The sequence below is a fragment of the Bacillus nitratireducens genome (assembly GCF_036320425.1).
GTDB lineage: Bacteria > Bacillota > Bacilli > Bacillales > Bacillaceae_G > Bacillus_A > Bacillus_A nitratireducens.
Genome location: NZ_JAUMJO010000002.1, coordinates 418,483 through 441,013 on the forward strand (window position 1 = coordinate 418,483; position 22,531 = coordinate 441,013).

Below are 22,531 nucleotides of genomic sequence, written 5' to 3' on the forward strand. Positions count from 1 at the left end.
GTTAAGGAGGAATTATGAATGAGTGATCGTCAAGCGGCATTAGATATGGCGTTAAAACAAATAGAGAAGCAATTCGGTAAAGGTTCAATTATGAAATTAGGAGAACAAGCGGAGCGTAGAATTTCTACAATTTCAAGTGGTTCTTTAGCACTAGATGTGGCACTAGGGGTAGGCGGATACCCACGTGGCCGTATTATTGAAATTTACGGACCTGAAAGTTCAGGTAAAACAACAGTTTCATTACATGCAATCGCGGAAGTACAGCGACAAGGTGGACAAGCAGCATTTATCGATGCGGAGCATGCGATGGATCCTGTTTATGCACAAAAATTAGGTGTTAACATCGATGAATTACTATTATCACAGCCTGATACAGGGGAGCAAGGACTAGAAATCGCAGAAGCACTTGTACGAAGTGGCGCGGTTGATATTATCGTAATTGACTCTGTAGCAGCTCTTGTACCGAAAGCTGAGATCGAAGGAGACATGGGTGACTCTCACGTTGGTTTACAAGCACGTTTAATGTCACAAGCACTTCGTAAACTTTCAGGTGCAATCAACAAATCAAAAACAATTGCAATCTTTATCAACCAAATTCGTGAAAAAGTTGGGGTTATGTTCGGAAACCCAGAAACAACTCCAGGTGGTCGTGCGTTGAAATTCTATTCAACTGTCCGTCTTGAAGTGCGTCGTGCTGAGCAGTTAAAACAAGGTAACGACATCGTTGGTAATAAAACGAAAGTAAAAGTAGTTAAAAATAAAGTAGCACCACCATTCCGTGTTGCTGAAGTTGATATTATGTACGGAGAAGGTATTTCAAGAGAAGGTGAAATCTTAGATATGGCTTCTGAACTTGATATCGTGCAAAAGAGTGGTGCTTGGTACTCTTATAATGAAGAACGCTTAGGACAAGGTCGTGAGAATTCAAAGCAATTCTTAAAAGAGAATACGGATTTAAGAGAGGAAATTGCCTTCTTTGTTCGTGAACATCATGGAATTGGTGAAGACTCTGGTGTTGAAGACACGGAAGATTCAACCCTTCAAGATTAAAAATAAAAGACACGGAATCGTGTCTTTTATTTTTAAATTCGCTATGAAAGCGTTGTATATAGTTGGAGATAAAATATTTATTCTATCCAAAAGGCTATGTGTAAAGAGGAATATTCATATATTTCACGTGAAGACAATGGGATTTACTAAGGTTTTCCAGGATAATATGCTACCTACTTTTCGAATTCAGATAAGATTCAGGGCTGAAGGTAAAGAAAGTAAAAGTAGACAACGCTTGACAATGAAAATTGCGATAGATACAATGAGAATGTATATTTTTTCTTATATACGATATACTCTTCTCAAGAAGAGAAGTAATATTCGGAGTAAGACTTAAATCTTGCCGAAATAATAATATGACATTTTAATTGTGAAATGAAGAAAGTCCCTTAAAAAAGCGGGACGACGGTCTTTGCTGTACGTTGCTATTCAATGTACATGCCGACAGTCTTTTTTCATTCATAGCAAGGGGAGGTGAAATCATGAGTAGTACAGTTTGGATACTCATCTCCATTTTGCTTGCAACAGTCGGTGCAGTTGTTGGCTTTTTTGTTCGAAAGTCTATTGCTGAAGCGAAGATTAATGGTGCAACTAATGAAGCGAAACGTATTCTAGACGAAGCGAATCGTGAAGCAGAAGCACTTAAGAAAGAAGCGCTTTTAGAAGCAAAGGATGAAATTCATACACTTCGTACAGAAGCTGAATTAGAAATTCGTGACCGTAGAAGCGAATTACAAAAACAAGAAAATCGTTTAATGCAAAGAGAAGAGAACCTTGATCGTAAAGACGAAACGCTCGATAAGCGCGAGCAACAGTTGGAAAAGAAAGAGGATTCTCTTGTAGCGAAACAACAACAGATTGAAGAGTTGGAAAGCAAAGTGGGAGAGTTAGTTCAAAAGCAACAAACAGAATTAGAGCGCATTTCCAATCTGACACGCGAACAAGCGAAAGCAATTATTCTTGGTAAAGTAGAAAGTGAAGTTTCTCATGAAATTGCCGTTATGGTAAAAGAAAGTGAAGTTCGTGCGAAAGAAGAAGCGGATAAGAAAGCAAAAGAGATTTTATCTCTTGCAATGCAAAGATGTGCAGCTGATCATGTTGCTGAAACAACCGTTTCGGTTGTAAATCTTCCAAACGACGAAATGAAGGGACGTATTATCGGACGTGAAGGTCGTAATATTCGTACGCTAGAAACGTTAACAGGTATTGACCTTATTATCGATGATACACCAGAAGCGGTAATTCTATCTGGATTTGACCCGATTCGTCGTGAAACAGCTCGTATCGCTCTTGATAAACTAGTACAGGACGGACGTATTCACCCAGCGCGTATTGAAGAGATGGTCGAAAAATCAAGACGTGAAGTGGACGAGTATATTCGTGAAGTCGGAGAGCAAACAACGTTTGAAGTGGGTGTTCATGGCTTACATCCAGATTTAATTAAGATTTTAGGTCGTTTAAAATACCGTACAAGTTATGGACAAAACGTCTTAAAACACTCTATGGAAGTTGCATATTTAACTGGACTTATGGCAGCGGAGCTTGGTGAGGATGAAAAACTAGCAAGACGTGCTGGTCTATTACATGATATCGGAAAAGCAATTGATCATGAAGTAGAAGGTAGCCACGTTGAAATTGGTGTTGAACTCGCAACGAAATATAAAGAGCATCCTGTTGTAATAAACAGTATCGCATCTCACCATGGTGACACAGAACCAACTTCTATCATTGCAGTTCTAGTTGCAGCAGCAGATGCATTATCAGCTGCAAGACCGGGAGCTCGTAGTGAAACACTTGAGAACTACATTCGTCGTCTTGAAAAGTTAGAAGAAATTTCAGAGTCTTATGAAGGCGTAGAAAAATCTTTCGCAATTCAAGCAGGACGTGAAGTTCGTATTCTGGTAAAACCAGATACAATTGATGATTTAGAAGCTCATCGTTTAGCTCGTGATATTCGAAAACGTATTGAAAGTGAACTGGATTATCCAGGACATATTAAAGTTACTGTTATTCGTGAAACACGTGCAGTGGAATACGCAAAATAAAGTGGTGAAACACCACTTTATTTTTTTGTGTTGGAATTGGGTAAAATAAAATTATTTATGAGAAGTATGCAAGTGAAAGAAACTTATAATAGGTAAATTTTTAATATTATAAGGAAATTGCTTGTTAGAGTAAGGTAATAAAAAATGCAGTACATAGAAAGGGTAAGACATATGAGAATATTATTTGTTGGGGATGTAGTAGGATCTCCTGGTAGAGACATGATTCAACAGTACGTACCGGCATTAAAGAAAAAATATACACCTACAGTAACAATCATTAATGGAGAAAATGCTGCGGGTGGACGTGGAATTACGGAAAAAATATATCGAAACTTTTTGGAGTGCGGGGCACAGGCAGTTACGCTTGGAAACCATGCTTGGGATAATCGTGAAGTATTTGAATTTATTGATGATGCTAAATATCTTGCAAGACCAGCTAACTTCCCAGAAGGAACGCCAGGAAAAGGTCTTATCTTTGTGAACTGTAACGGAACAGAAGTTGCAGTAATTAACTTACAAGGACGTACTTTCCTACCTCCAATTGATTGTCCATTCCGAAAAGTGGATGAATTAATCAATATTGCAAAAAAACGTACGAATATTATCTTTGTTGATTTTCATGCTGAAACAACAAGTGAGAAGCAGGCGTTAGGTTGGTACGTAGATGGCCGTGCTACAGCTGTAGTAGGTACACATACACACGTTCCTACAGCTGATAATCGTATCTTACCAAGCGGAACAGCTTATATTACAGATGTTGGTATGACAGGACCGTATGATGGTATTTTAGGTATGGATCGCGAAGCGGTATTGAAGAAGTTTTTAACGAACTTACCAGTACGTTTTGAGGTAACGAATGGCAGAACGCAATTAAGTGCAGTTTTAATCGATGTGGATCCAAATACAGGGAAAGCGAAGAAAATTGAACGCATTTTAATTAATGATGATCAGCCGTTTTTTGAGTAATTTTTAACGAAAAGTTAGAGAAGTCATTATATTTTAATTTTTTAGAAAAATTACAGAAATTTAGCAGGAATACGTGCCATTCCTCGTGAATATAAGTTAAAGTGAAATAATTGCTATTACTTTTTATAAAAACGAGGAGGAAACGCGGAATGGAAATATTAAAAGTTAAAGCAACGTCGGTCCCTAATTCTGTAGCTGGTGCACTTGCAGGTGTTATTCGCGAACGCGGAACAGCAGAAATTCAAGCTATTGGTGCAGGTGCATTGAATCAAGCGGTAAAGGCAGTAGCAATTGCAAGAGGATTTGTAGCGCCTAGTGGTTTGGATCTGATTTGTATCCCAGCGTTTACAGATATTATGATCGATGGCGAAGAGCGTACGGCAATAAAATTAATTGTAGAACCTCGTTAAGTTGAAACAACCTGTTTGCATGTATGCAAACAGGTTGTTTTTATAGTGGAGGAATGAATATGAAAATTTTTGATGCTCATTGCGATGTACTCTTTCAGTTATGGAGTGCAAAGGGAAAAAAAGACTTTCAAAACGATTCACAATTACATATTACATTTGAACAATTAAAGAAAAGAAAAGGAAGTATACAATGCTTTGCGATATATATACCAGAAACAGTAGCGTATGAAAAGCGCTTTGAAGTTGCACTGCAAATGATAGATATTTTTCATAGTGAAATTCTATCGCTACCAGGAATGAAGTTTATTCAGACAAAAAACGATATTAACATGCTAAAACAGGACGAGATTGGAGCGTTATTAACATTAGAAGGATGCGAAGCGATTGGAAAAGAAGCGATGAAATTACGTTTGTTTTATCGCTTAGGTGTACGTTCCTTTGGATTAACATGGAACTATGCTAATTTATTAGCTGATGGGGCGCTAGAGACACGTGGTGCAGGCTTAACTACATTTGGTAGACAAGTTATACAAGAACTTAATATGTTAGATTTATGGACCGATGTGTCTCATTTAAATGAAAGAAGCTTTTGGGATGTTATAGAAATAGCTAAAAACCCAATTGCATCTCACTCAAACTGTTATCAACTTTGTGGGCATCCACGCAATTTAACCGATGAACAAATAAGAGCTCTCATAAAGAAAAATAGCATTATTGGTATTACATTCGTACCACAGTTTTTAACGAATGAAAGACAAGCGAATATAGCAGATATATTAAGACATGTGGAATATATTTGTTCATTAGGTGGAGAAAAAAATATAGGATTCGGTTCTGATTTTGATGGGATTTTAGAAACTGTTGTAGGTGTAGAAGCATACAGGGATTATGAAAATATAATTAATCACCTGTGTAAAAAGTATAGTGAATCAACTGTAGATCGATTTTTGTATAAAAATTTTGTTGACTGTGTAACGTTCTAAAGATCGTATTTTAAAAATTCAGAAAAATTAAAATGAATTCACTTGAATTTATTGATTTTTTTAAGACCTAATACTAGAATGGAAAACGAAATAGCTTTATACTAAAGATTCAGGGAAATCAGAAGAGGCATAATTTGCGTCCATTGTAGTTTATTTGTATAAAAAATGCTAAACTAATACTGTAAAAAAATACACTACAATGAATGCAGCCAAAAGGGGTGTAGGAGATGATTAGTCAACTTTCATGGAAAGTTGGAGGCCAACAAGGTGAAGGAATTGAAAGTACAGGGGAAATCTTCTGTATTGCATTAAACCGATTAGGATATTACCTATACGGTTACCGCCACTTCTCATCACGTATTAAAGGCGGCCATACAAATAATAAAATTCGTGTAAGTACAACAGAAGTACGCGCGATCTCAGATGATTTAGATATTTTAATTGCTTTTGATCAAGAAACAATTGATTTTAACTTCCACGAACTACGTCCGGGTGGAATTGTAGTTGCGGATGCAAAATTTAATCCAACAATACCTGATAATACAGATGTAAATCTATATGTGATACCGTTTACAGATATTGCTTCAGAGTTAGGCACATCATTAATGAAAAACATGGTTGCTGTTGGGGCATCTAGTGCGGTATTAGGATTAGACGAAACAGCGTATTTAGAGGTTGTTGAAGAAATCTTTGGTCGTAAAGGAGAGCAAGTCGTTCAAAAGAATATGGAAGCCATTAAACGCGGCTCTCAATATATGAAAGAATTGCTTGGTGAAAAAGTAAACATGATGCAGCTTGAAAAAGCTGACGGTAAGAAACGCATGTTTATGATTGGAAACGACGCAATCGCATTTGGTGCAGTAGCTGGTGGTGCTCGCTTTATGTCTGCATATCCAATCACACCTGCATCTGAAATTATGGAATACTTAATTAAAAAGTTACCGAAAGTCGGCGGGACAGTAATCCAAACTGAGGATGAAATCGCAGCTTGTACAATGGCAATCGGTGCAAACTACGCTGGTGTTCGTACATTAACAGCATCTGCTGGTCCTGGTCTTTCTTTAATGATGGAAGCAATAGGTTTAGCAGGTATTACTGAAACACCGCTAGTTATCATTGATACACAACGTGGTGGTCCAAGTACGGGCTTACCAACAAAACAAGAGCAGTCTGACTTAATGGCTATGATTTACGGAACGCATGGTGAAATTCCAAAGATCGTAATGGCGCCAAGTACAGTTGAAGAAGCTTTCTATGATATTGTAGAAGCATTTAATTTAGCAGAAGAATATCAAGTGCCTGTTATCTTCTTAACAGATCTACAGCTTTCTTTAGGAAAGCAAACAGTAGAGCCACTTAAGTTAGATAAGGTTGAAATTCGTCGCGGTAAGCTTGATTTAGAAGTAGAATTACCAGAACGTGAAAATAAAGCATACTTCAAGCGTTATGAAGTAACAGAAGATGGAATTTCACCACGTGTTTTACCTGGTATGAAAAATGGTATTCACCATGTTACAGGTGTAGAACATGATGAAACGGGTAAACCATCTGAATCAGCGTTAAATCGTAAAGATCAAATGGACAAACGTTTCCGTAAAATGGCGAACTTGCAGTTTAATACCCCTATTTACAAAAATGCTAAGCATGATGACGCAGACGTATTGTTAGTTGGCTTTAACTCAACTCGTGGTGCGATCGAAGAGGCAATGCAACGTTTGGAACAAGAAGGAATGAAAGTAAACCATGCCCATGTACGTTTAATTCATCCGTTCCCAACAGCTGAAATCGATCCACTTGTGAAAAAAGCGAAGCGTGTTGTAGTAGTAGAAAACAATGCAACTGGTCAGCTTGCTAACATTATGAAAATGAATCTTGGCAGTGGTGAGAAAATTTCTAGTCTTTTAAAATACGATGGAAATCCATTCTTGCCGAAAGAGATTTACAACGAATGCAAAAAAGGGGTTGTATTAAATGGCAACATTTAAGGACTTTCGTAACAGTGTAAAACCAAACTGGTGCCCAGGTTGCGGAGACTTCTCGGTGCAGGCTGCGATTCAGCGTGCGGCAGCTAACGTTGGTTTAAATCCAGATGAGCTAGCTGTTATTTCTGGTATCGGCTGTTCAGGTCGTATTTCAGGGTATATTAATTCATATGGTTTGCATAGTATTCACGGACGTGCTCTTCCGATTGCACAAGGTGTAAAAATGGCAAATCGTGACTTAACAGTTATTGCATCCGGTGGTGACGGTGATGGTTTTGCGATTGGTATGGGACATACGATCCATTCTATTCGTCGTAACATTGATATTACGTACATCGTAATGGATAACCAAATTTACGGATTAACAAAAGGTCAAACTTCACCACGTAGTGAAGCTGGATTTAAAACGAAAAGTACACCACAAGGTTCAATTGAACCATCACTAAATGTTATGGAAATGGCTTTAACAGCTGGTGCGACATTTGTGGCGCAAAGCTTTTCAAGTGATTTAAAAGAATTAACGCAAATTATTGAAGCTGGTATTAACCATAAAGGCTTTTCATTAATTAATGTATTTAGTCCATGTGTTACTTACAATAAAGTAAATACTTATGATTGGTTTAAAGAGAATTTAACGAAACTAAGTACAGTAGAAGGATATGATCCATCTAACCGCATGATGGCTATGCAAACATTAATGGAAAAGAACGGGTTAGTAACAGGTTTAATTTATCAAAATACAAAGCAACCTTCATACCAAGAACTTGTAAAAGGGTATAGTGAGAAGCCTTTAGTGCAAGCTGATTTAAATATGGATCAGAAAATGTTTGATGAACTTGTTGCTGAATTTATGTAATATAAGAAGAGGAGGTTGCCATTTGGTAACCTTTTTTTATGAGTAAAAAATATAGGGTAGTCTTATTTACTTAGAAAATTCAGAATGGTAAAATAATATATAAATCGTTGTATGAAAATGGCGAGTTCATTGCTGATGAAATGTAAGATCAGACAAAGCCTCTTTCTTGTTAAAATTGGCGCAACGCTTCATACTATGGTAATGTTTATAGGGATAAAGCAATATGCTTTTGGATAGGACAAAAAGAAGTATGAAAAGGGAATGTCTATTTGTGTGGGGAAGACTTCATTCTTATGAATGATTAGATTGATTACTCAAGTTTCAAAGGACAAGTTATCTCTCAAGCTATCTAACCATTTTTGAGGTGAGTCAAAGCGCATTAAAATGGACTATAGAGTGTGTATAGTTAAGGGTGAAAGGAGATTACCGATGAACGAGCAACAACGATTAGCAAGTCAACAAGCGAATTCCTCTACGAAAAAAGAAGAGAAAGATTATAGTAAATACTTTGAAAGTGTATACCAACCACCTTCCTTAAAAGACGCGAAAAAACGAGGGAAAGAAGAAGTTAAAATTGAACGGGATTTTGGCTTACCTGAAGAATTTCGCAATTTTGGTACAGGAAGAAAGTTCTATATTCGTACATATGGTTGTCAAATGAATGAGCATGATACGGAAGTAATGGCGGGTATTTTCACCGCACTTGGATATGAGCCAACCTTTTCAACTGAAGATGCAGATGTAGTTTTATTAAATACTTGTGCAATTCGTGAAAATGCTGAAAATAAAGTGTTCGGTGAACTAGGTCATTTAAAGTCATTAAAAAGAAGAAATCCGGACCTTTTAATTGGTGTATGTGGTTGTATGTCTCAAGAAGAATCTGTTGTAAATAAAATTATGCAAAAAAATCAGCATGTAGATATGGTGTTTGGAACGCATAATATTCATAGATTGCCGTATATTCTAAAAGATGCAATGTTCTCGAAGGAGACGGTAGTTGAAGTTTGGTCAAAAGAAGGGGATGTAGTTGAAAACCTTCCGAAAGTACGCCGTGGTGATATTAAAGCTTGGGTAAATATTATGTATGGCTGTGATAAGTTCTGTACATATTGTATCGTGCCGTATACACGTGGAAAAGAGCGAAGCAGACGTCCAGAAGACATTATCCAAGAAATTCGTCATTTAGCTGCGAATGGTTATAAAGAAATTACATTACTTGGCCAGAACGTAAATGCATATGGTAAAGACTTTGAAGATTTTGAATACGGACTTGGCGATTTAATGGACGAACTCCGTAAAGTTGATATTGCCCGTATTCGTTTTACAACGAGCCATCCACGTGATTTCGATGATCACTTAATTAAAGTGCTTGGAAAAGCTGGAAACTTAGTAGAACATATTCACTTACCAGTTCAATCTGGAAGCACAGAGATGTTAAAAATTATGGCGCGTAAATATTCACGTGAGCATTATTTAGAACTTGTAAGAAAGATTAAAGAAGCAATTCCAAATGCAGTATTCACAACTGATATTATCGTTGGTTTCCCAAATGAAACAGATGAGCAATTTGAAGAAACGATGTCGTTATATCGTGAAGTAGGATTTGATACTGCCTTTACCTTTATTTATTCTCCGCGCGAAGGTACACCAGCTGCAAAAATGAAAGATAATGTACCGATGGAAGTGAAAAAAGAACGTCTTCAACGCTTAAATACACTAGTAAATACGTTGGCAATTGAAAAGAATAATCGTTACAAAGGTCAAATTGTAGAAGTGTTAGTTGATGGGGAAAGTAAAAATAATCCAGAAGTACTCGCAGGTTATACTCGTACGAATAAACTTGTAAACTTCGTCGCTTCAAAATCTTTAATTGGTCAGCTTGTGAAAGTAAAAGTAACGGAAGCAAAAACTTGGTCTCTTAACGGGGAATTAGTTGAAGAGCCGATTGAGGTGGAATAATAGATGAAAGCATATTCGAAAGATGAAATTGTTGAACAAGCGAAAGAATTAGCAAAAATGATTTCTGAAACAGAAGAAGTCGACTTCTTTAAGCGAGCAGAAGCACAAATTCATAAAAATGAAAATGTAAAGCGCGCAATTGATGAAATTAAAGCACTGCAAAAGCAAGCAGTAAACTTGCAGCATTACGGGAAATGGGAAGCTTTGAAAAAAGTAGAAGCTGAAATTGATGCATTGCAAGATAAGTTGGATAGTATCCCAGTTGTGCAAGAATTTAAATCTTCACAAACATATGTAAATGACTTACTACAGCTAGTTGCAAATACGATTTCTAACAACGTAACAGATGAAATATTAATTTCAACTAATGGCGATGTATTGAAGGGTGAAACGGGCGCAGCGGTAGAAAGTAAAAAAGGAAATTGTGGTTGTTAAAGAGATGTCGAATTGACATCTCTTTTTTTAGTGGGTTAAACGTAAGTTCTTCTCGAAAAAAGAATGACACATTCCGCTATTGTCACGCATATGATTAAGTGAATAGTGATTGAGGAGGGTTACGAATGTCCGAATTTAGAGAGATTATTACAAAAGCAGTGGTTGGAAAAGGACGTAAGTATACAAAGTCAACGCATACATGTGAATCGAATAATGAGCCAACAAGTATTTTAGGGTGCTGGGTAATTAACCACTCGTACGAAGCAAGAAAGAATGGAAAGCATGTGGAAATTGAAGGTTTCTATGATGTGAACACTTGGTATTCATTTGATGGAAACACAAAGACAGAAGTTGTAACAGAACGTGTGAACTACACTGATGAAGTGAGTATTGGATATCGTGATAAAAACTTTTCTGGTGATGATTTAGAAATTATTGCTCGTGTCATTCAGCCACCAAATTGTTTAGAAGCTCTTGTATCACCAAATGGTAATAAAATTGTTGTAACTGTAGAACGTGAATTTGTAACAGAAGTAGTTGGGGAAACGAAAATTTGTGTAAGTGTAAATCCTGAAGGTTGCGTAGAATCAGACGAGGATTTCCAAGTCGATGATGATGAGTTTGAAGAATTAGATCCGAACTTTATCGTCGATGCAGAAGAAGAGTAATAGAAAGCTAGGGAGAAGTTCTTCCTAGCTTTTTACTTTACATAAGTGATGCTTGAATGAACATGATTCCTTATGAAATGTGCTATAATGAGGAAAGACTCCTGAAATAGGAGATATGGATGTCCGTGAAGTGTGACATATATGAAAATTGATTACTATGTAAGAATTATGGAGGAAAAGTATGACGCAATATACCCCTATGATACAGCAATATTTAAAGGTTAAGGCAGACTATCAAGATGCCTTTTTATTTTTCCGATTAGGTGATTTTTATGAAATGTTCTTTGAAGATGCGGTTAAAGCAGCTCATGAACTTGAAATTACATTAACGAGCCGAGATGGTGGTAGTAGTGATCGTATACCGATGTGCGGTGTACCGCATCATGCAGCTAAAAATTACATTGAACAACTTGTTGAAAAAGGATATAAAGTAGCTGTTTGTGAGCAAGTGGAAGATCCAAAAACAGCTAAAGGTGTAGTACGTCGTGAAGTAGTACAACTAATTACGCCAGGAACGATGATGGAAGGGCGTACAATAGACGAGAAAGAGAATAACTTCTTAGCAGCATTAACACATTTCGAAGATGGATCTTATGCGCTAGCTTGTAATGACTTAACGACTGGACAAAATACAGTGACGTTGTTAACAGGTTCAGTAGAAGATATTTTATTAGAAGTGTATGCAACTGGTTCAAAAGAAATTGTTGTAGATTCTACATTTTCAAAAGATGAATTAAATAAATTAACTGAAACATTAAAAATGACGATTTCGTATGAAGATGCAACAACTATTCCGGAAGGGTTAGAACATCTTGTGAAAAATGTTTCACAAGCAAAGTTAATTAAAGCAATTGGACGCTTATTTAACTATGTGATAAGAACACAAAAACGTTCGTTAGATCACTTGCAACCAGTGGAAATTTATTATACGAACCAGTTTATGAAAATTGATGTGCATTCAAAGCGAAATTTAGAACTGACAGAAACACTTCGAACAAAAGAAAAAACAGGATCATTATTATGGCTATTAGATAAAACGAAAACAGCTATGGGTGGTCGTATGTTAAAACAGTGGATGGAACGTCCACTTATTCAGAAAGAAAAAGTTGAAGAGCGTTTAGAAATGGTTGAAACGTTTGTAAATGATTACTTCTTACGTGAAGATTTAAAAGAAAAGTTAAAAGAAGTATATGATTTAGAGCGTTTAGCAGGGAAAGTTGCATTTGGTAATGTAAATGCACGGGACTTATTACAGTTAAGACGTTCTTTACTTCAAGTACCAGCTATTTTAGAAGCGATTAGTCTTTTAGATAATGCTTATGCAGCAAGGTTAATTCAAGGTGCGGATCCATGTGAGAGCTTAACTGAATTACTAGGAAGAAGTATTCAAGAAAACCCACCGCTTTCTATTAAAGATGGAGATATTATTAAAGACGGTTATAATGACAAGCTTGATCAATATCGTTACGTTAGTAAAAACGGGAAAACGTGGATCGCTGAGCTTGAAAAACGAGAGCGTGATATTACAGGGGTTAAATCATTAAAAATTGGATACAACCGTATTTTCGGCTACTACATTGAAGTGACGAAGGCGAATCTTGCAGCACTTCCAGAAGGGCGCTATGAGCGAAAACAAACACTTGCAAATGCAGAGCGCTTCATAACAGATGAACTAAAAGAAAAAGAAACATTAATCTTAGAAGCAGAAGAGAAAATTGTACAATTAGAATACGATTTATTTACAGCACTTCGCGAAGAAGTTAAAGTATTCATTCCGAAATTACAGCATTTAGCGAAAGTAATTAGTGAGCTAGACGTGTTGCAAAGCTTTGCGACAGTTAGTGAAGAAGAGCAGTTTGTAAAACCTGTTTTAACAACTAAGCGCGAAATCTTTATTAAAGATGGTCGTCATCCTGTCGTTGAAAAAGTATTGAACGGGAAATTGTATGTACCGAATGATTGTATTATGCCGGAGAAGATGGATGTCTTTTTAATTACAGGACCGAACATGTCTGGTAAAAGTACGTATATGAGACAATTAGCACTTGTTACTGTTATGTCACAAATTGGTTGCTTTGTACCAGCGAAAGAAGCAGTATTACCCGTCTTCGATCAAATCTTTACGAGAATTGGTGCAGCGGATGATTTAATCTCAGGTCAAAGTACATTTATGGTTGAAATGTTAGAAGCGAAAAATGCAATTGCAAATGCATCAGAAAGAAGTTTAATTTTATTCGATGAAATTGGACGCGGTACATCTACGTATGATGGTATGGCACTTGCACAAGCAATCATTGAACATATTCATGACCAAATTGGTGCGAAAACATTATTTTCTACACATTATCATGAATTAACAGTGTTAGAAGAAAGTTTAGACCAACTAAAGAATGTACATGTTTCAGCTATTGAAGAAAATGGAAAAGTAGTTTTCCTTCATAAAATTCAAGATGGAGCAGCGGATAAAAGTTATGGAATTCACGTTGCGCAACTTGCTGAGCTTCCAGATAGCTTAATCGCTCGCGCGAAAGAAGTGTTAGCACAACTAGAGGGACAGGAAGAAATTATTATTCCAAAGCGCACAGAAGTGAAAGTGCAAGAAGTTGCTCCAGAACCTGTAGTTGTAAAAGAAGAACAAGCAGAAATACAAGAAAAGCAAGAAAAGCAAGAAGAGACTGAAGAAGAATCGCAACTATCTTTCTTTGGAGGAGAACAGTCTGCGAAGAAACAAGACAAGCTTGTGTTAGATCAAAAAGAAACGGCAGTACTTGCGCAAATTAAAAAAATTGATTTACTAGATATGACACCTTTAGAAGCGATGAACGAACTGTATCGTTTACAAAAAAAGTTAAAGAAAGGATGAGTAAGTAGATGGGGAAAATTCGCAAACTCGATGATCAACTCTCTAACTTAATTGCGGCAGGGGAAGTAGTAGAGCGCCCTGCCTCAGTTGTAAAAGAACTCGTGGAAAATTCCATCGATGCGAATAGTACATCTATTGAAATCCACTTAGAAGAAGCTGGGTTATCGAAAATTCGCATCATTGATAATGGAGATGGCATTGCAGAAGAAGATTGTATCGTTGCATTTGAACGCCACGCAACGAGCAAAATTAAAGATGAAAATGATCTGTTTCGTATAAGAACGCTCGGTTTCCGCGGAGAGGCCCTGCCGAGTATTGCCTCTGTAAGTGAGTTAGAATTAATTACAAGTACAGGTGATGCGCCTGGTACACACCTTATGATTAAAGGTGGAGACATTATAAAACAAGAGAAAACAGCGAGCCGAAAAGGAACAGATATTACAGTACAAAACTTATTCTTTAATACACCAGCGCGCCTTAAATATATGAAAACGATTCATACAGAGCTTGGGAACATTACAGATATCGTGTATCGTATTGCAATGTCTCATCCAGAAGTATCGCTAAAACTGTTTCATAATGAAAAGAAATTGCTTCATACGTCAGGAAACGGTGATGTAAGACAAGTACTTGCATCGATTTACAGCATTCAAGTTGCGAAGAAGCTTATTCCAATTGAAGCCGAATCTTTAGACTTCACAATTAAAGGGTATGTAACATTACCAGAAGTAACGAGAGCGTCTCGTAATTATATGTCAACGATCGTAAATGGTCGTTACGTTCGAAATTTCGTATTAATGAAAGCAGTTCAGCAAGGATACCATACATTACTGCCAGTCGGACGATATCCAATCGGTTTCTTATCGATTGAAATGGACCCAATGCTTGTTGACGTTAACGTACATCCAGCGAAATTAGAAGTTCGTTTTAGTAAAGAACAAGAATTGCTAAAGCTTATCGAAGAAACATTGCAATCGGCATTCAAAAAAATACAGCTTATTCCAGATGCTGGCGTAACAACGAAGAAAAAAGAAAAAGATGAAAGTGTGCAAGAACAGTTCAAGTTTGAGCATACAAAACCGAGAGAATCATCTATGCCTAACATCGTTTTACCGACTGGTATGGATGAAAAACAAGAAGAAACAACGACTGTGAAACGACCAGCACAACTTTGGCAACCGCCGAAGCAAGAATGGCAACCACCACAGTCACTAGTAAGAGAAGAGCAAAGTTGGCAGCCATCCTCTAAGCCGGTAATAGAAGAAACGGTTCGAGAGGAAAAGGAATGGACTAGCAACGATGATGATTTTGAATTAGAGGAATTGGAAGAAGAAGTTCACGAAATAAAAGAGATTGAAATGAACGGTAATGATTTACCGCCGCTTTATCCAATTGGACAAATGCACGGAACATATATTTTCGCTCAAAATGATAATGGGTTATATATGATTGATCAGCATGCAGCGCAGGAACGTATCAATTATGAATATTTCCGTGATAAAGTAGGAAGAGTAGCGCAAGAAGTACAAGAACTACTTGTACCGTACCGTATTGACTTATCTCTTACTGAATTTTTACGTGTCGAAGAGCAGCTGGAAGAACTAAAAAAAGTCGGACTATTTTTAGAGCAATTCGGCCATCAATCCTTTATCGTCCGCTCGCACCCAACGTGGTTCCCGAAAGGACAAGAAATAGAAATCATTGATGAAATGATGGAGCAAGTTGTCAAACTTAAAAAAGTTGATATTAAAAAACTACGAGAAGAAGCAGCAATCATGATGAGCTGTAAGGCTTCCATTAAAGCAAATCAATATTTAACGAACGATCAAATATTCGCTTTACTTGAAGAACTTCGTACAACAACAAACCCTTACACATGCCCGCACGGAAGACCGATTCTTGTGCATCATTCTACTTATGAGTTGGAGAAGATGTTTAAGAGGGTTATGTAGGGTTAACCTCTTTAATGCGAAACGTTAAAAGACACCTTTATTTTAAGGTGTCTTTTTGAGTTTCACATTAAGATTAATACCATATTCTATTTTATCTTTATTTACTTGAGAGATACTTATCCGGATTACTTTGTGTTTGTTTCCTTCTAAATACATTCTAGATGCATTATCTACATAAATATGTTTTTCTTTTAACGAATGAATTAACTTGTCAATGTTTATATGTGAAGGTAAGAAAATAGTAAGATACAAACCACCTTTTGGCTTAGTAAATTTTATATAGTTTGGTAAATAAGATGAACAAGCATTTAATAAGATAGTCATTTTATTAATGTACAATTTGTTCCATTATCAATATGATAATGGAACATTCCACTTTATATATATATTTCTAAAGCGCTTTGTGATAGTGTCGATGTATTGAAATTAGCAATAAATTTATATTGTACAAATTGATCAACCATCGCTTCAGGGAGTATAACTGTTGCGATGCGTAATCCTGGTACAAATACTTTTGAAAAACTTTTAACATAAATAACTCTACCGTTAGGTTCATATGCAAATAATGGATCTGCCTTGGAATCCATATCAAATTCTGCCAAATAATCATCTTCTACAATGTAAACATCATATTTTTCGGCAAGAGCGACGATTTTTTTCTTGTCTTCATTTGTATAACAAGTATCAAAGGTTTTAAATCATTATAGGGAGAAAATACAACACTTCAAACAACAACATCAAAATTTCAGGGTTAAAATAAGGGGTTATTTAGGTTTCCAGAAACTTAGGCGTACAGATTAAGACGATTTGTCGGTAGTATTCCTTTTGTAGATTTGTGCCATTAACGGCGTTGACGAAATTTTAAATTTAGGATATTATGTACGTATATCAATGGAATTGGGTAGTAATTGTTTTAATACAAGCTAAGCCTATTCATTAGTGTGCAGAGAAGTTTTTAGGTACTTCTATGCATTTTAATGGATGGGCTTTTTTATGTTATATCGGAATAATATATGATAAATCCATACTAAAATATCCTTGATTGGAGTGAAATATATGGAAGTTAAAAGGAATCTAAATAACAATGTCGTTATTACGGAGGATAAAAATGGAAAAGAGATAATTGTTATGGGAAAAGGAATAGGCTATCAAAAATCAAAAGGTGATGTGATTGATGAAAGTAAGGTAAACAAAATTTTTCGCATAGCCAATCAAGATATATCTAATAAATTACAAGAATTGCTAAATAACATACCCATTGAGCATATGAAACTCTCAGATGAAATTATTGGATATGCTCAAAGAAAATTAGGTAAAAAACTCAATGAAGGTATTTATATTTCATTGAGTGATCACATGCATAATGCAATTCAAAGGATTAAAGAAGGAATTCAGATTAAAAATGCACTGCTATGGGAAATAAAACGATTTTATAAAGATGAATTTAATATTGGAATGAAAGCACTGGATATTATTGAAAGAGAGACGCACATTCGTTTACCTGATGATGAAGCAGGTTTTATTGCTTTTCATATTGTAAACGCTCAGTTGCATAAAGAACAGCCAATCGTACATGAGATCACACAGTTGATTCAAGAAGTGCTGACAATTGTAAGGGTTCATTTTGGTATTGAGATTATAGAAGAATCGGTTTCCTTTTATCGTTTTATTAGCCATTTAAAGTTTTTTGCTTCCCGGCTAATTACGAATAGCACATACAGTGATGAATCTGATGAAGAGTTATTTGAGATTATTAAAAATAAGTATATGAAAGAGTTTGAATGTGTTTCAAAGATTCAACTATTTATCCAAAAGAAATACGGACATTATTTAACTTCAAATGAAATGATTTATTTGACTATTCATGTAGCAAAGGTAGTTCGGGAGTCGAGTAGATAGGTAAAAGAACATGAAAGGTGGTGATGACTGTAAACATGCAATACATAGCTGGATGGTAACATTAAGTTGGCCAGACCTTCACTATTTCTGTAAATAAATACAAGAAAAAATGGAGGATTGAAAAATGAGGAAATACAACGAATTAGCAAAAGAAATTATTGAAAATATAGGTGGAAAAGAAAATATAAATAGCTTAACACATTGTGTGACTCGACTACGTTTTAAATTGAAGGACGAGTCCATCGCAAATGATGATACCCTAAAAAATATGGAGGGTATTGTCACGGTCATGAAAAGTGGTGGTCAATATCAAGTTGTTATCGGAAACCATGTACCACAAGTATATGATGATATTAGTGCATTGATCGACGTAGATCAACTGAATGCAACTCAACAAGGTGAGCAAAAGCCTGAAAAATTACTACATAAGGCAATTGACATCATATCAGGTATATTCCAGCCAATATTAGGTATTATGGCTGCGTGTGGTATGTTGAAAGGACTAAATGCACTGTTTGTTGCTATAGGATTATATAGCTCAACTTCGGGTGGTTCAATGGTCATTAATGCAATCGGTGATGCTTTATTTACTTTTCTACCATTGTTTTTAGGTTATACTTCAGCTAAAAAGTTTGGTTTAAAACCCATGTTAGGCTTAGTTGTAGGGGCTATTATGTGTTATCCAAGCATACAAGCTAGTGCTGTTTCTTCAAGTACTAATGCAATGTATACATTATTTCAAGGTTCTATGTTTAAATCGCCGATTTACATTGATTTCTTTGGCATACCTTTAATTTCAATAAATTATACAGGTACAGTTATTCCTGTTATTTTAGCTGTATATTTTGCAGCAAAATGCGAAAGAGTGTGTAATAAGTTTGTACCAGATTTACTTAAATTCTTCTTTGTTCCAATGCTTACATTACTAATTGCATTACCAGTTGCATTTATTGTAATTGGACCACTTGCAACATTTGGCTCAACGGCTGTTTCTGAATTTGTATTTGCAGTTAGAGATTTCAGCCCCTTGTTTGCTGGTATCATAGTTGGAGCTACGTGGCAAATACTAGTAATCTTTGGTATACACTGGGGATTTATACCTGTATATCTAAATAACATTATGACTATGGGATACGATAATGTGATGATGCCTTTCTTTGCTTGTACTTTCGCAACTGCAGGAGTTGTCCTAGCGATATTATTTAAAACAAAAGACAAGAAAATGAAGGAAATGTCTTTACCAAATTTCTTATCCAGTATATTCGGAGTAACAGAACCAGCTATTTATGGAATTCTATTACCCTTAAAGAAACCATTTATTATTAGTTGTATTGCTGGTGGAATCGGTGGGGGATTCTATGGATTCTTTAATTTAAGAAAATTTATGGCTGGTGGAATGGGTATTTTTGAATTACCTGCAATGATTGAACCGGATGGAGCAATGGGGAATTTAATTGTTGCGGTTATCGGTATTGTAATTTCGATGGTAGTTGCATTTATATTGACGATGATTGTCTATAAAGATAAAGAGACTGTTTACGCAGGGGTGAATGAGCCTCAAATTGAAGTTAGCCAAGATGAAAAGAAAAGTAGATTAGAGAAAGAAATAATTGAAAGCCCGATAAAAGGTGAAGTATTGCAATTAAAAGATATAGAAGATGCGGCTTTTTCATCAGGTGTATTAGGTAATGGAGTTGCCATCGTACCTACAGAAGGGGTAGTTGAGGCCCCTGTTAATGGGGAAGTAACAGCATTATTCCCTAGTTTACATGCGATTGGAATTATATCGGATAATGGAGTCCAGATTCTGATTCATGTTGGTTTAAACACAGTCCAATTAGAAGGTAAAGGATTTAAAACTTATGTACAACAAGGTGATAAGGTAAGGAAAGGTCAACGATTGTTAGATTTCAATATTGAAGAAATAGAACAAGCTGGTTACAGTGTTGTTACTCCAATAGTTATTACGAATTCCGCAGATTATTTAGAGGTCGCGGAGAGTAAAGAAGGTAACGTGGATAGAGGAGCGAGTTTAATTACAGTTATATTTTGATGCCAAAGACGGCCAAATCTAGGCGGAAAAGTTTTCTATACACGGTTATTAAGAATAATACTTCGAGATTGGAGGAATGAGTGATGAAGTTTAGTGATGATTTTTTATGGGGTGGGGCTACCGCAGCCAATCAATGTGAAGGGGGATATAACGAAAATGGGAGAGGACTTTCGAATGTCGATGTATGCCCAACAGGAGAAGCTCGATCTTTAGTAATTACAGGAAAGCTGAAAATGTTTGATTTTGATGAAAATTACTATTATCCAGCTAAAAAAGGCATTGATATGTACCATCATTTCAAGGAAGATATTCAGCTATTTGCTGAAATGGGCTTTAAAGTTTATCGAATGAGTATTGCTTGGACTAGAATCTTTCCATTAGGTGATGAAGAAAAACCTAATGAAGCGGGGCTTCAATTTTATGAAGATATATTTAAAGAATGCCGTAAATATAATATAGAGCCACTCGTAACCATTACTCACTTTGATTGTCCGATGCACCTAATTAAAAAATACGGTGGCTGGAGAAACCGTAAAATGATTGATTTCTATATGCAACTATGCCAGGTTATTTTTAAAAGATATAAGGGCTTAGTTAAATACTGGTTAACGTTTAACGAGATTAATATGATTTTACACGCTCCATTCATGGGGGCAGGAATTTATTTTGAAGAAGGTGAGAATAAGGAGAAGATAAAATATCAAGCTGCACACCATGAACTTATTGCAAGTGCAAAGGCCACTAAAATGGCTCGTGAAATAGATGGAAATAATGTAGTCGGCTGTATGTTTGCAGCAGGGAGTGTATATCCTTATAGTTGTAATCCAAATGATGTTTGGGAAGCAACAAAATTAGATCGGGAAAGTTATTTCTTTGTTGATGTACAAGCAAGAGGAAAATATCCAAACTATGCACTAAAGGAAATGGAACGTAATGGGACGCTGCCAATAATGGAGAATGGGGATGAAGAGCTCCTCGCAAAATATACAGTAGATTTTATTTCCCTTTCTTATTATAACAGTCGCTGTGTAAGAACAGATAGCGACGGGGGAGATAATGCAGAAGGGAATTTATTTGCATCCACCAAAAATCCTTATTTGGAGTACAGCCAATGGGGATGGCCCATTGATCCATTGGGATTCAGAATTACTCTAAACCATGTCTACGATCGTTATGAGAAGCCATTATTTATTGTAGAAAATGGATTAGGGGCAAAGGATGAAGTGGACAAAAATGGTTATGCGGAAGATGATTATAGAATTGATTATTTAAGAGAACACATCCAAGCGATGAAGGATGCGATTCAGGTTGATGGGGTAGATATTTTAGGGTATACAACATGGGCACCTATAGATTTAGTGAGTGCAGGATCTGGTGAGATGGACAAGCGGTATGGATTTATTTATGTTGACCAGGACAATAAAGGAAATGGAACATTAAAAAGAAGTAAAAAGAAGAGCTATTATTGGTATAAAAAAGTTATTTCCACGAATGGGGAAGATTTAGATTAAATAGTGTAGATGGCGTAGTCACAGGGGTGTAGCTATGATGGAGGGAGTTCTTCATCACGGTACAGATATTGTAGGTAAATATAAAAACGTAGAAATAATTAATTTCTACGTTTTTATTTGTTCATATGTAAAGTTAAGTGTTGAATGAGATTCGGAGGGAGTAATTTTGTTGTTTTATTAAAATTTGAGTGCATGATATTTAATAATGCAAGTAATGCATTTCTAGACTAAGGAAACTTTAATTTATCTATGTATAAAAAAGCGCTGTATATCAGCACTTTTTAAAAGGTACGTGGATTTTAAAATAAAGGTTGTACATTATTAAAAGCGTAACTATGCACGGCTAAACATAGATTCTTACTTTGTTAATTGTTATAAGAATCTATATGATTATTTATTTTTATTATTATTAATTTTTTCAGTATATAGCACCTGTTCTTTATAGTGTTTTTTAATTGGGAAAGTATGTGTACCAGAGCTATTTTTGAAATTTTTATTGATAGGATTTTTTAGAGGGACTGTTGTAGTTTCGGTAAATTCATATGGGTAATTTATTTTAGATTTATCTTCAAACATGAAAATGCCTCCTTTTTAGGATTTCCTGAATTCTTTACTATAACATGATATGCATATAGATTTTTTTTGGACTAGTTATTTATATAGGTTAATGGAATTTAATTACGTAACTACTGAAATATTTCCAAGGAAAACAATTGGAGAAAAATATTGTAATGATAGCCGTTCACTATTATTGTTGTTTAAGTTATCGTGGTATGTTCGAAATTCTGAGGGGACGTAGCATATTGGTCTATCTAATAACCATTATGTGATGAGTTCTTTTATTTATCAGTGAAACAAACAATGCATATATATTCGTTATAGATTGTTTTTATAATGTA

17 protein-coding genes are annotated in these 22,531 nt (G+C 35.8%); 15 read left to right on the top strand and 2 right to left on the bottom strand.

The window, feature by feature from the left end:
- Positions 1 to 18: 18 nt before the first annotated feature.
- The 12 genes from recA to mutL all read left to right on the top strand — a co-directional run bounded on the left by recA (position 19) and on the right by mutL (position 16,169).
- Positions 19 to 1,050 (top strand): recombinase RecA, encoded by a 1,032-nt coding sequence (gene recA, locus Q3V31_RS08530; protein ID WP_001283855.1) that lies wholly within the window; start codon positions 19 to 21, stop codon positions 1,048 to 1,050.
- A gap of 482 nt (positions 1,051 to 1,532) precedes the next feature.
- Positions 1,533 to 3,095, top strand: a complete 1,563-nt coding sequence (gene rny, locus Q3V31_RS08535) for a ribonuclease Y (RefSeq protein ID WP_000099778.1) — start codon at positions 1,533 to 1,535, stop codon at positions 3,093 to 3,095.
- Between the two features lie 171 nt (positions 3,096 to 3,266).
- Positions 3,267 to 4,061: a TIGR00282 family metallophosphoesterase gene (locus tag Q3V31_RS08540; RefSeq protein WP_001221088.1), complete on the top strand. Its 795-nt coding sequence runs from the start codon at positions 3,267 to 3,269 to the stop codon at positions 4,059 to 4,061.
- A 149-nt stretch (positions 4,062 to 4,210) separates the two neighbouring features.
- Positions 4,211 to 4,471 carry a stage V sporulation protein SpoVS gene (gene spoVS, locus Q3V31_RS08545; protein ID WP_000404341.1) on the top strand — a complete coding sequence of 87 codons (261 nt, stop codon included), beginning with the start codon at positions 4,211 to 4,213 and terminating at the stop codon, positions 4,469 to 4,471.
- A 59-nt stretch (positions 4,472 to 4,530) separates the two neighbouring features.
- Positions 4,531 to 5,454, top strand: coding sequence for a dipeptidase (locus tag Q3V31_RS08550; protein WP_000688012.1), 924 nt, complete (start codon positions 4,531 to 4,533; stop codon positions 5,452 to 5,454).
- A 227-nt stretch (positions 5,455 to 5,681) separates the two neighbouring features.
- Positions 5,682 to 7,439, top strand: a complete 1,758-nt coding sequence (locus Q3V31_RS08555; RefSeq protein ID WP_000625430.1) for a 2-oxoacid:acceptor oxidoreductase subunit alpha — start codon at positions 5,682 to 5,684, stop codon at positions 7,437 to 7,439.
- Entirely contained in the window at positions 7,426 to 8,292 is an 867-nt protein-coding gene (locus tag Q3V31_RS08560; RefSeq protein WP_000190147.1) for a 2-oxoacid:ferredoxin oxidoreductase subunit beta, read from the top strand. The genes Q3V31_RS08555 and Q3V31_RS08560 overlap by 14 nt, the downstream gene beginning before the upstream one ends.
- Before the next feature lie 429 nt (positions 8,293 to 8,721).
- Positions 8,722 to 10,251: a tRNA (N6-isopentenyl adenosine(37)-C2)-methylthiotransferase MiaB gene (gene miaB / locus Q3V31_RS08565; RefSeq protein WP_329764528.1), complete on the top strand. Its 1,530-nt coding sequence runs from the start codon at positions 8,722 to 8,724 to the stop codon at positions 10,249 to 10,251.
- A 3-nt stretch (positions 10,252 to 10,254) separates the two neighbouring features.
- The gene (locus Q3V31_RS08570) at positions 10,255 to 10,686 is read left to right on the top strand and encodes a YlbF/YmcA family competence regulator (RefSeq protein WP_329764530.1); all 432 of its coding nucleotides are present in this window, start codon (positions 10,255 to 10,257) and stop codon (positions 10,684 to 10,686) included.
- A gap of 125 nt (positions 10,687 to 10,811) precedes the next feature.
- Positions 10,812 to 11,354: an outer spore coat protein CotE gene (gene cotE / locus Q3V31_RS08575; RefSeq protein ID WP_001288802.1), complete on the top strand. Its 543-nt coding sequence runs from the start codon at positions 10,812 to 10,814 to the stop codon at positions 11,352 to 11,354.
- 181 nt (positions 11,355 to 11,535) lie between these two features.
- Positions 11,536 to 14,217, top strand: coding sequence for a DNA mismatch repair protein MutS (gene mutS, locus Q3V31_RS08580; RefSeq protein ID WP_016130129.1), 2,682 nt, complete (start codon positions 11,536 to 11,538; stop codon positions 14,215 to 14,217).
- An 8-nt stretch (positions 14,218 to 14,225) separates the two neighbouring features.
- Positions 14,226 to 16,169, top strand: a complete 1,944-nt coding sequence (gene mutL, locus Q3V31_RS08585) for a DNA mismatch repair endonuclease MutL (protein ID WP_329764536.1) — start codon at positions 14,226 to 14,228, stop codon at positions 16,167 to 16,169.
- Between the two features lie 377 nt (positions 16,170 to 16,546).
- Here the strand turns inward: mutL and Q3V31_RS08590 are convergent, their stop codons facing one another.
- Positions 16,547 to 16,822, bottom strand: coding sequence for an aminotransferase class I/II-fold pyridoxal phosphate-dependent enzyme (locus tag Q3V31_RS08590; RefSeq protein ID WP_071733445.1), 276 nt, complete (start codon positions 16,820 to 16,822; stop codon positions 16,547 to 16,549).
- A gap of 403 nt (positions 16,823 to 17,225) precedes the next feature.
- Between Q3V31_RS08590 and licT the strand changes: the two genes are divergently transcribed.
- The 3 genes from licT (at position 17,226) to Q3V31_RS08605 (ending at position 21,632) form a co-directional block, all read left to right on the top strand.
- On the top strand, positions 17,226 to 18,068 hold the full coding sequence (licT, locus tag Q3V31_RS08595; protein WP_000453251.1) for a BglG family transcription antiterminator LicT: 843 nt from the start codon (positions 17,226 to 17,228) through the stop codon (positions 18,066 to 18,068).
- A 124-nt stretch (positions 18,069 to 18,192) separates the two neighbouring features.
- Positions 18,193 to 20,121 (top strand): beta-glucoside-specific PTS transporter subunit IIABC, encoded by a 1,929-nt coding sequence (locus Q3V31_RS08600; protein ID WP_016130126.1) that lies wholly within the window; start codon positions 18,193 to 18,195, stop codon positions 20,119 to 20,121.
- Between the two features lie 83 nt (positions 20,122 to 20,204).
- Positions 20,205 to 21,632 carry a 6-phospho-beta-glucosidase gene (locus Q3V31_RS08605; protein ID WP_000672302.1) on the top strand — a complete coding sequence of 476 codons (1,428 nt, stop codon included), beginning with the start codon at positions 20,205 to 20,207 and terminating at the stop codon, positions 21,630 to 21,632.
- Positions 21,633 to 22,022: 390 nt separating this feature from the next.
- On the opposite strand, the gene Q3V31_RS08610 is transcribed toward Q3V31_RS08605, so the two are convergent.
- On the bottom strand, positions 22,023 to 22,208 hold the full coding sequence (locus tag Q3V31_RS08610) for a hypothetical protein (RefSeq protein WP_000461141.1): 186 nt from the start codon (positions 22,206 to 22,208) through the stop codon (positions 22,023 to 22,025).
- Between the last annotated feature and the right edge of the window lie 323 nt (positions 22,209 to 22,531).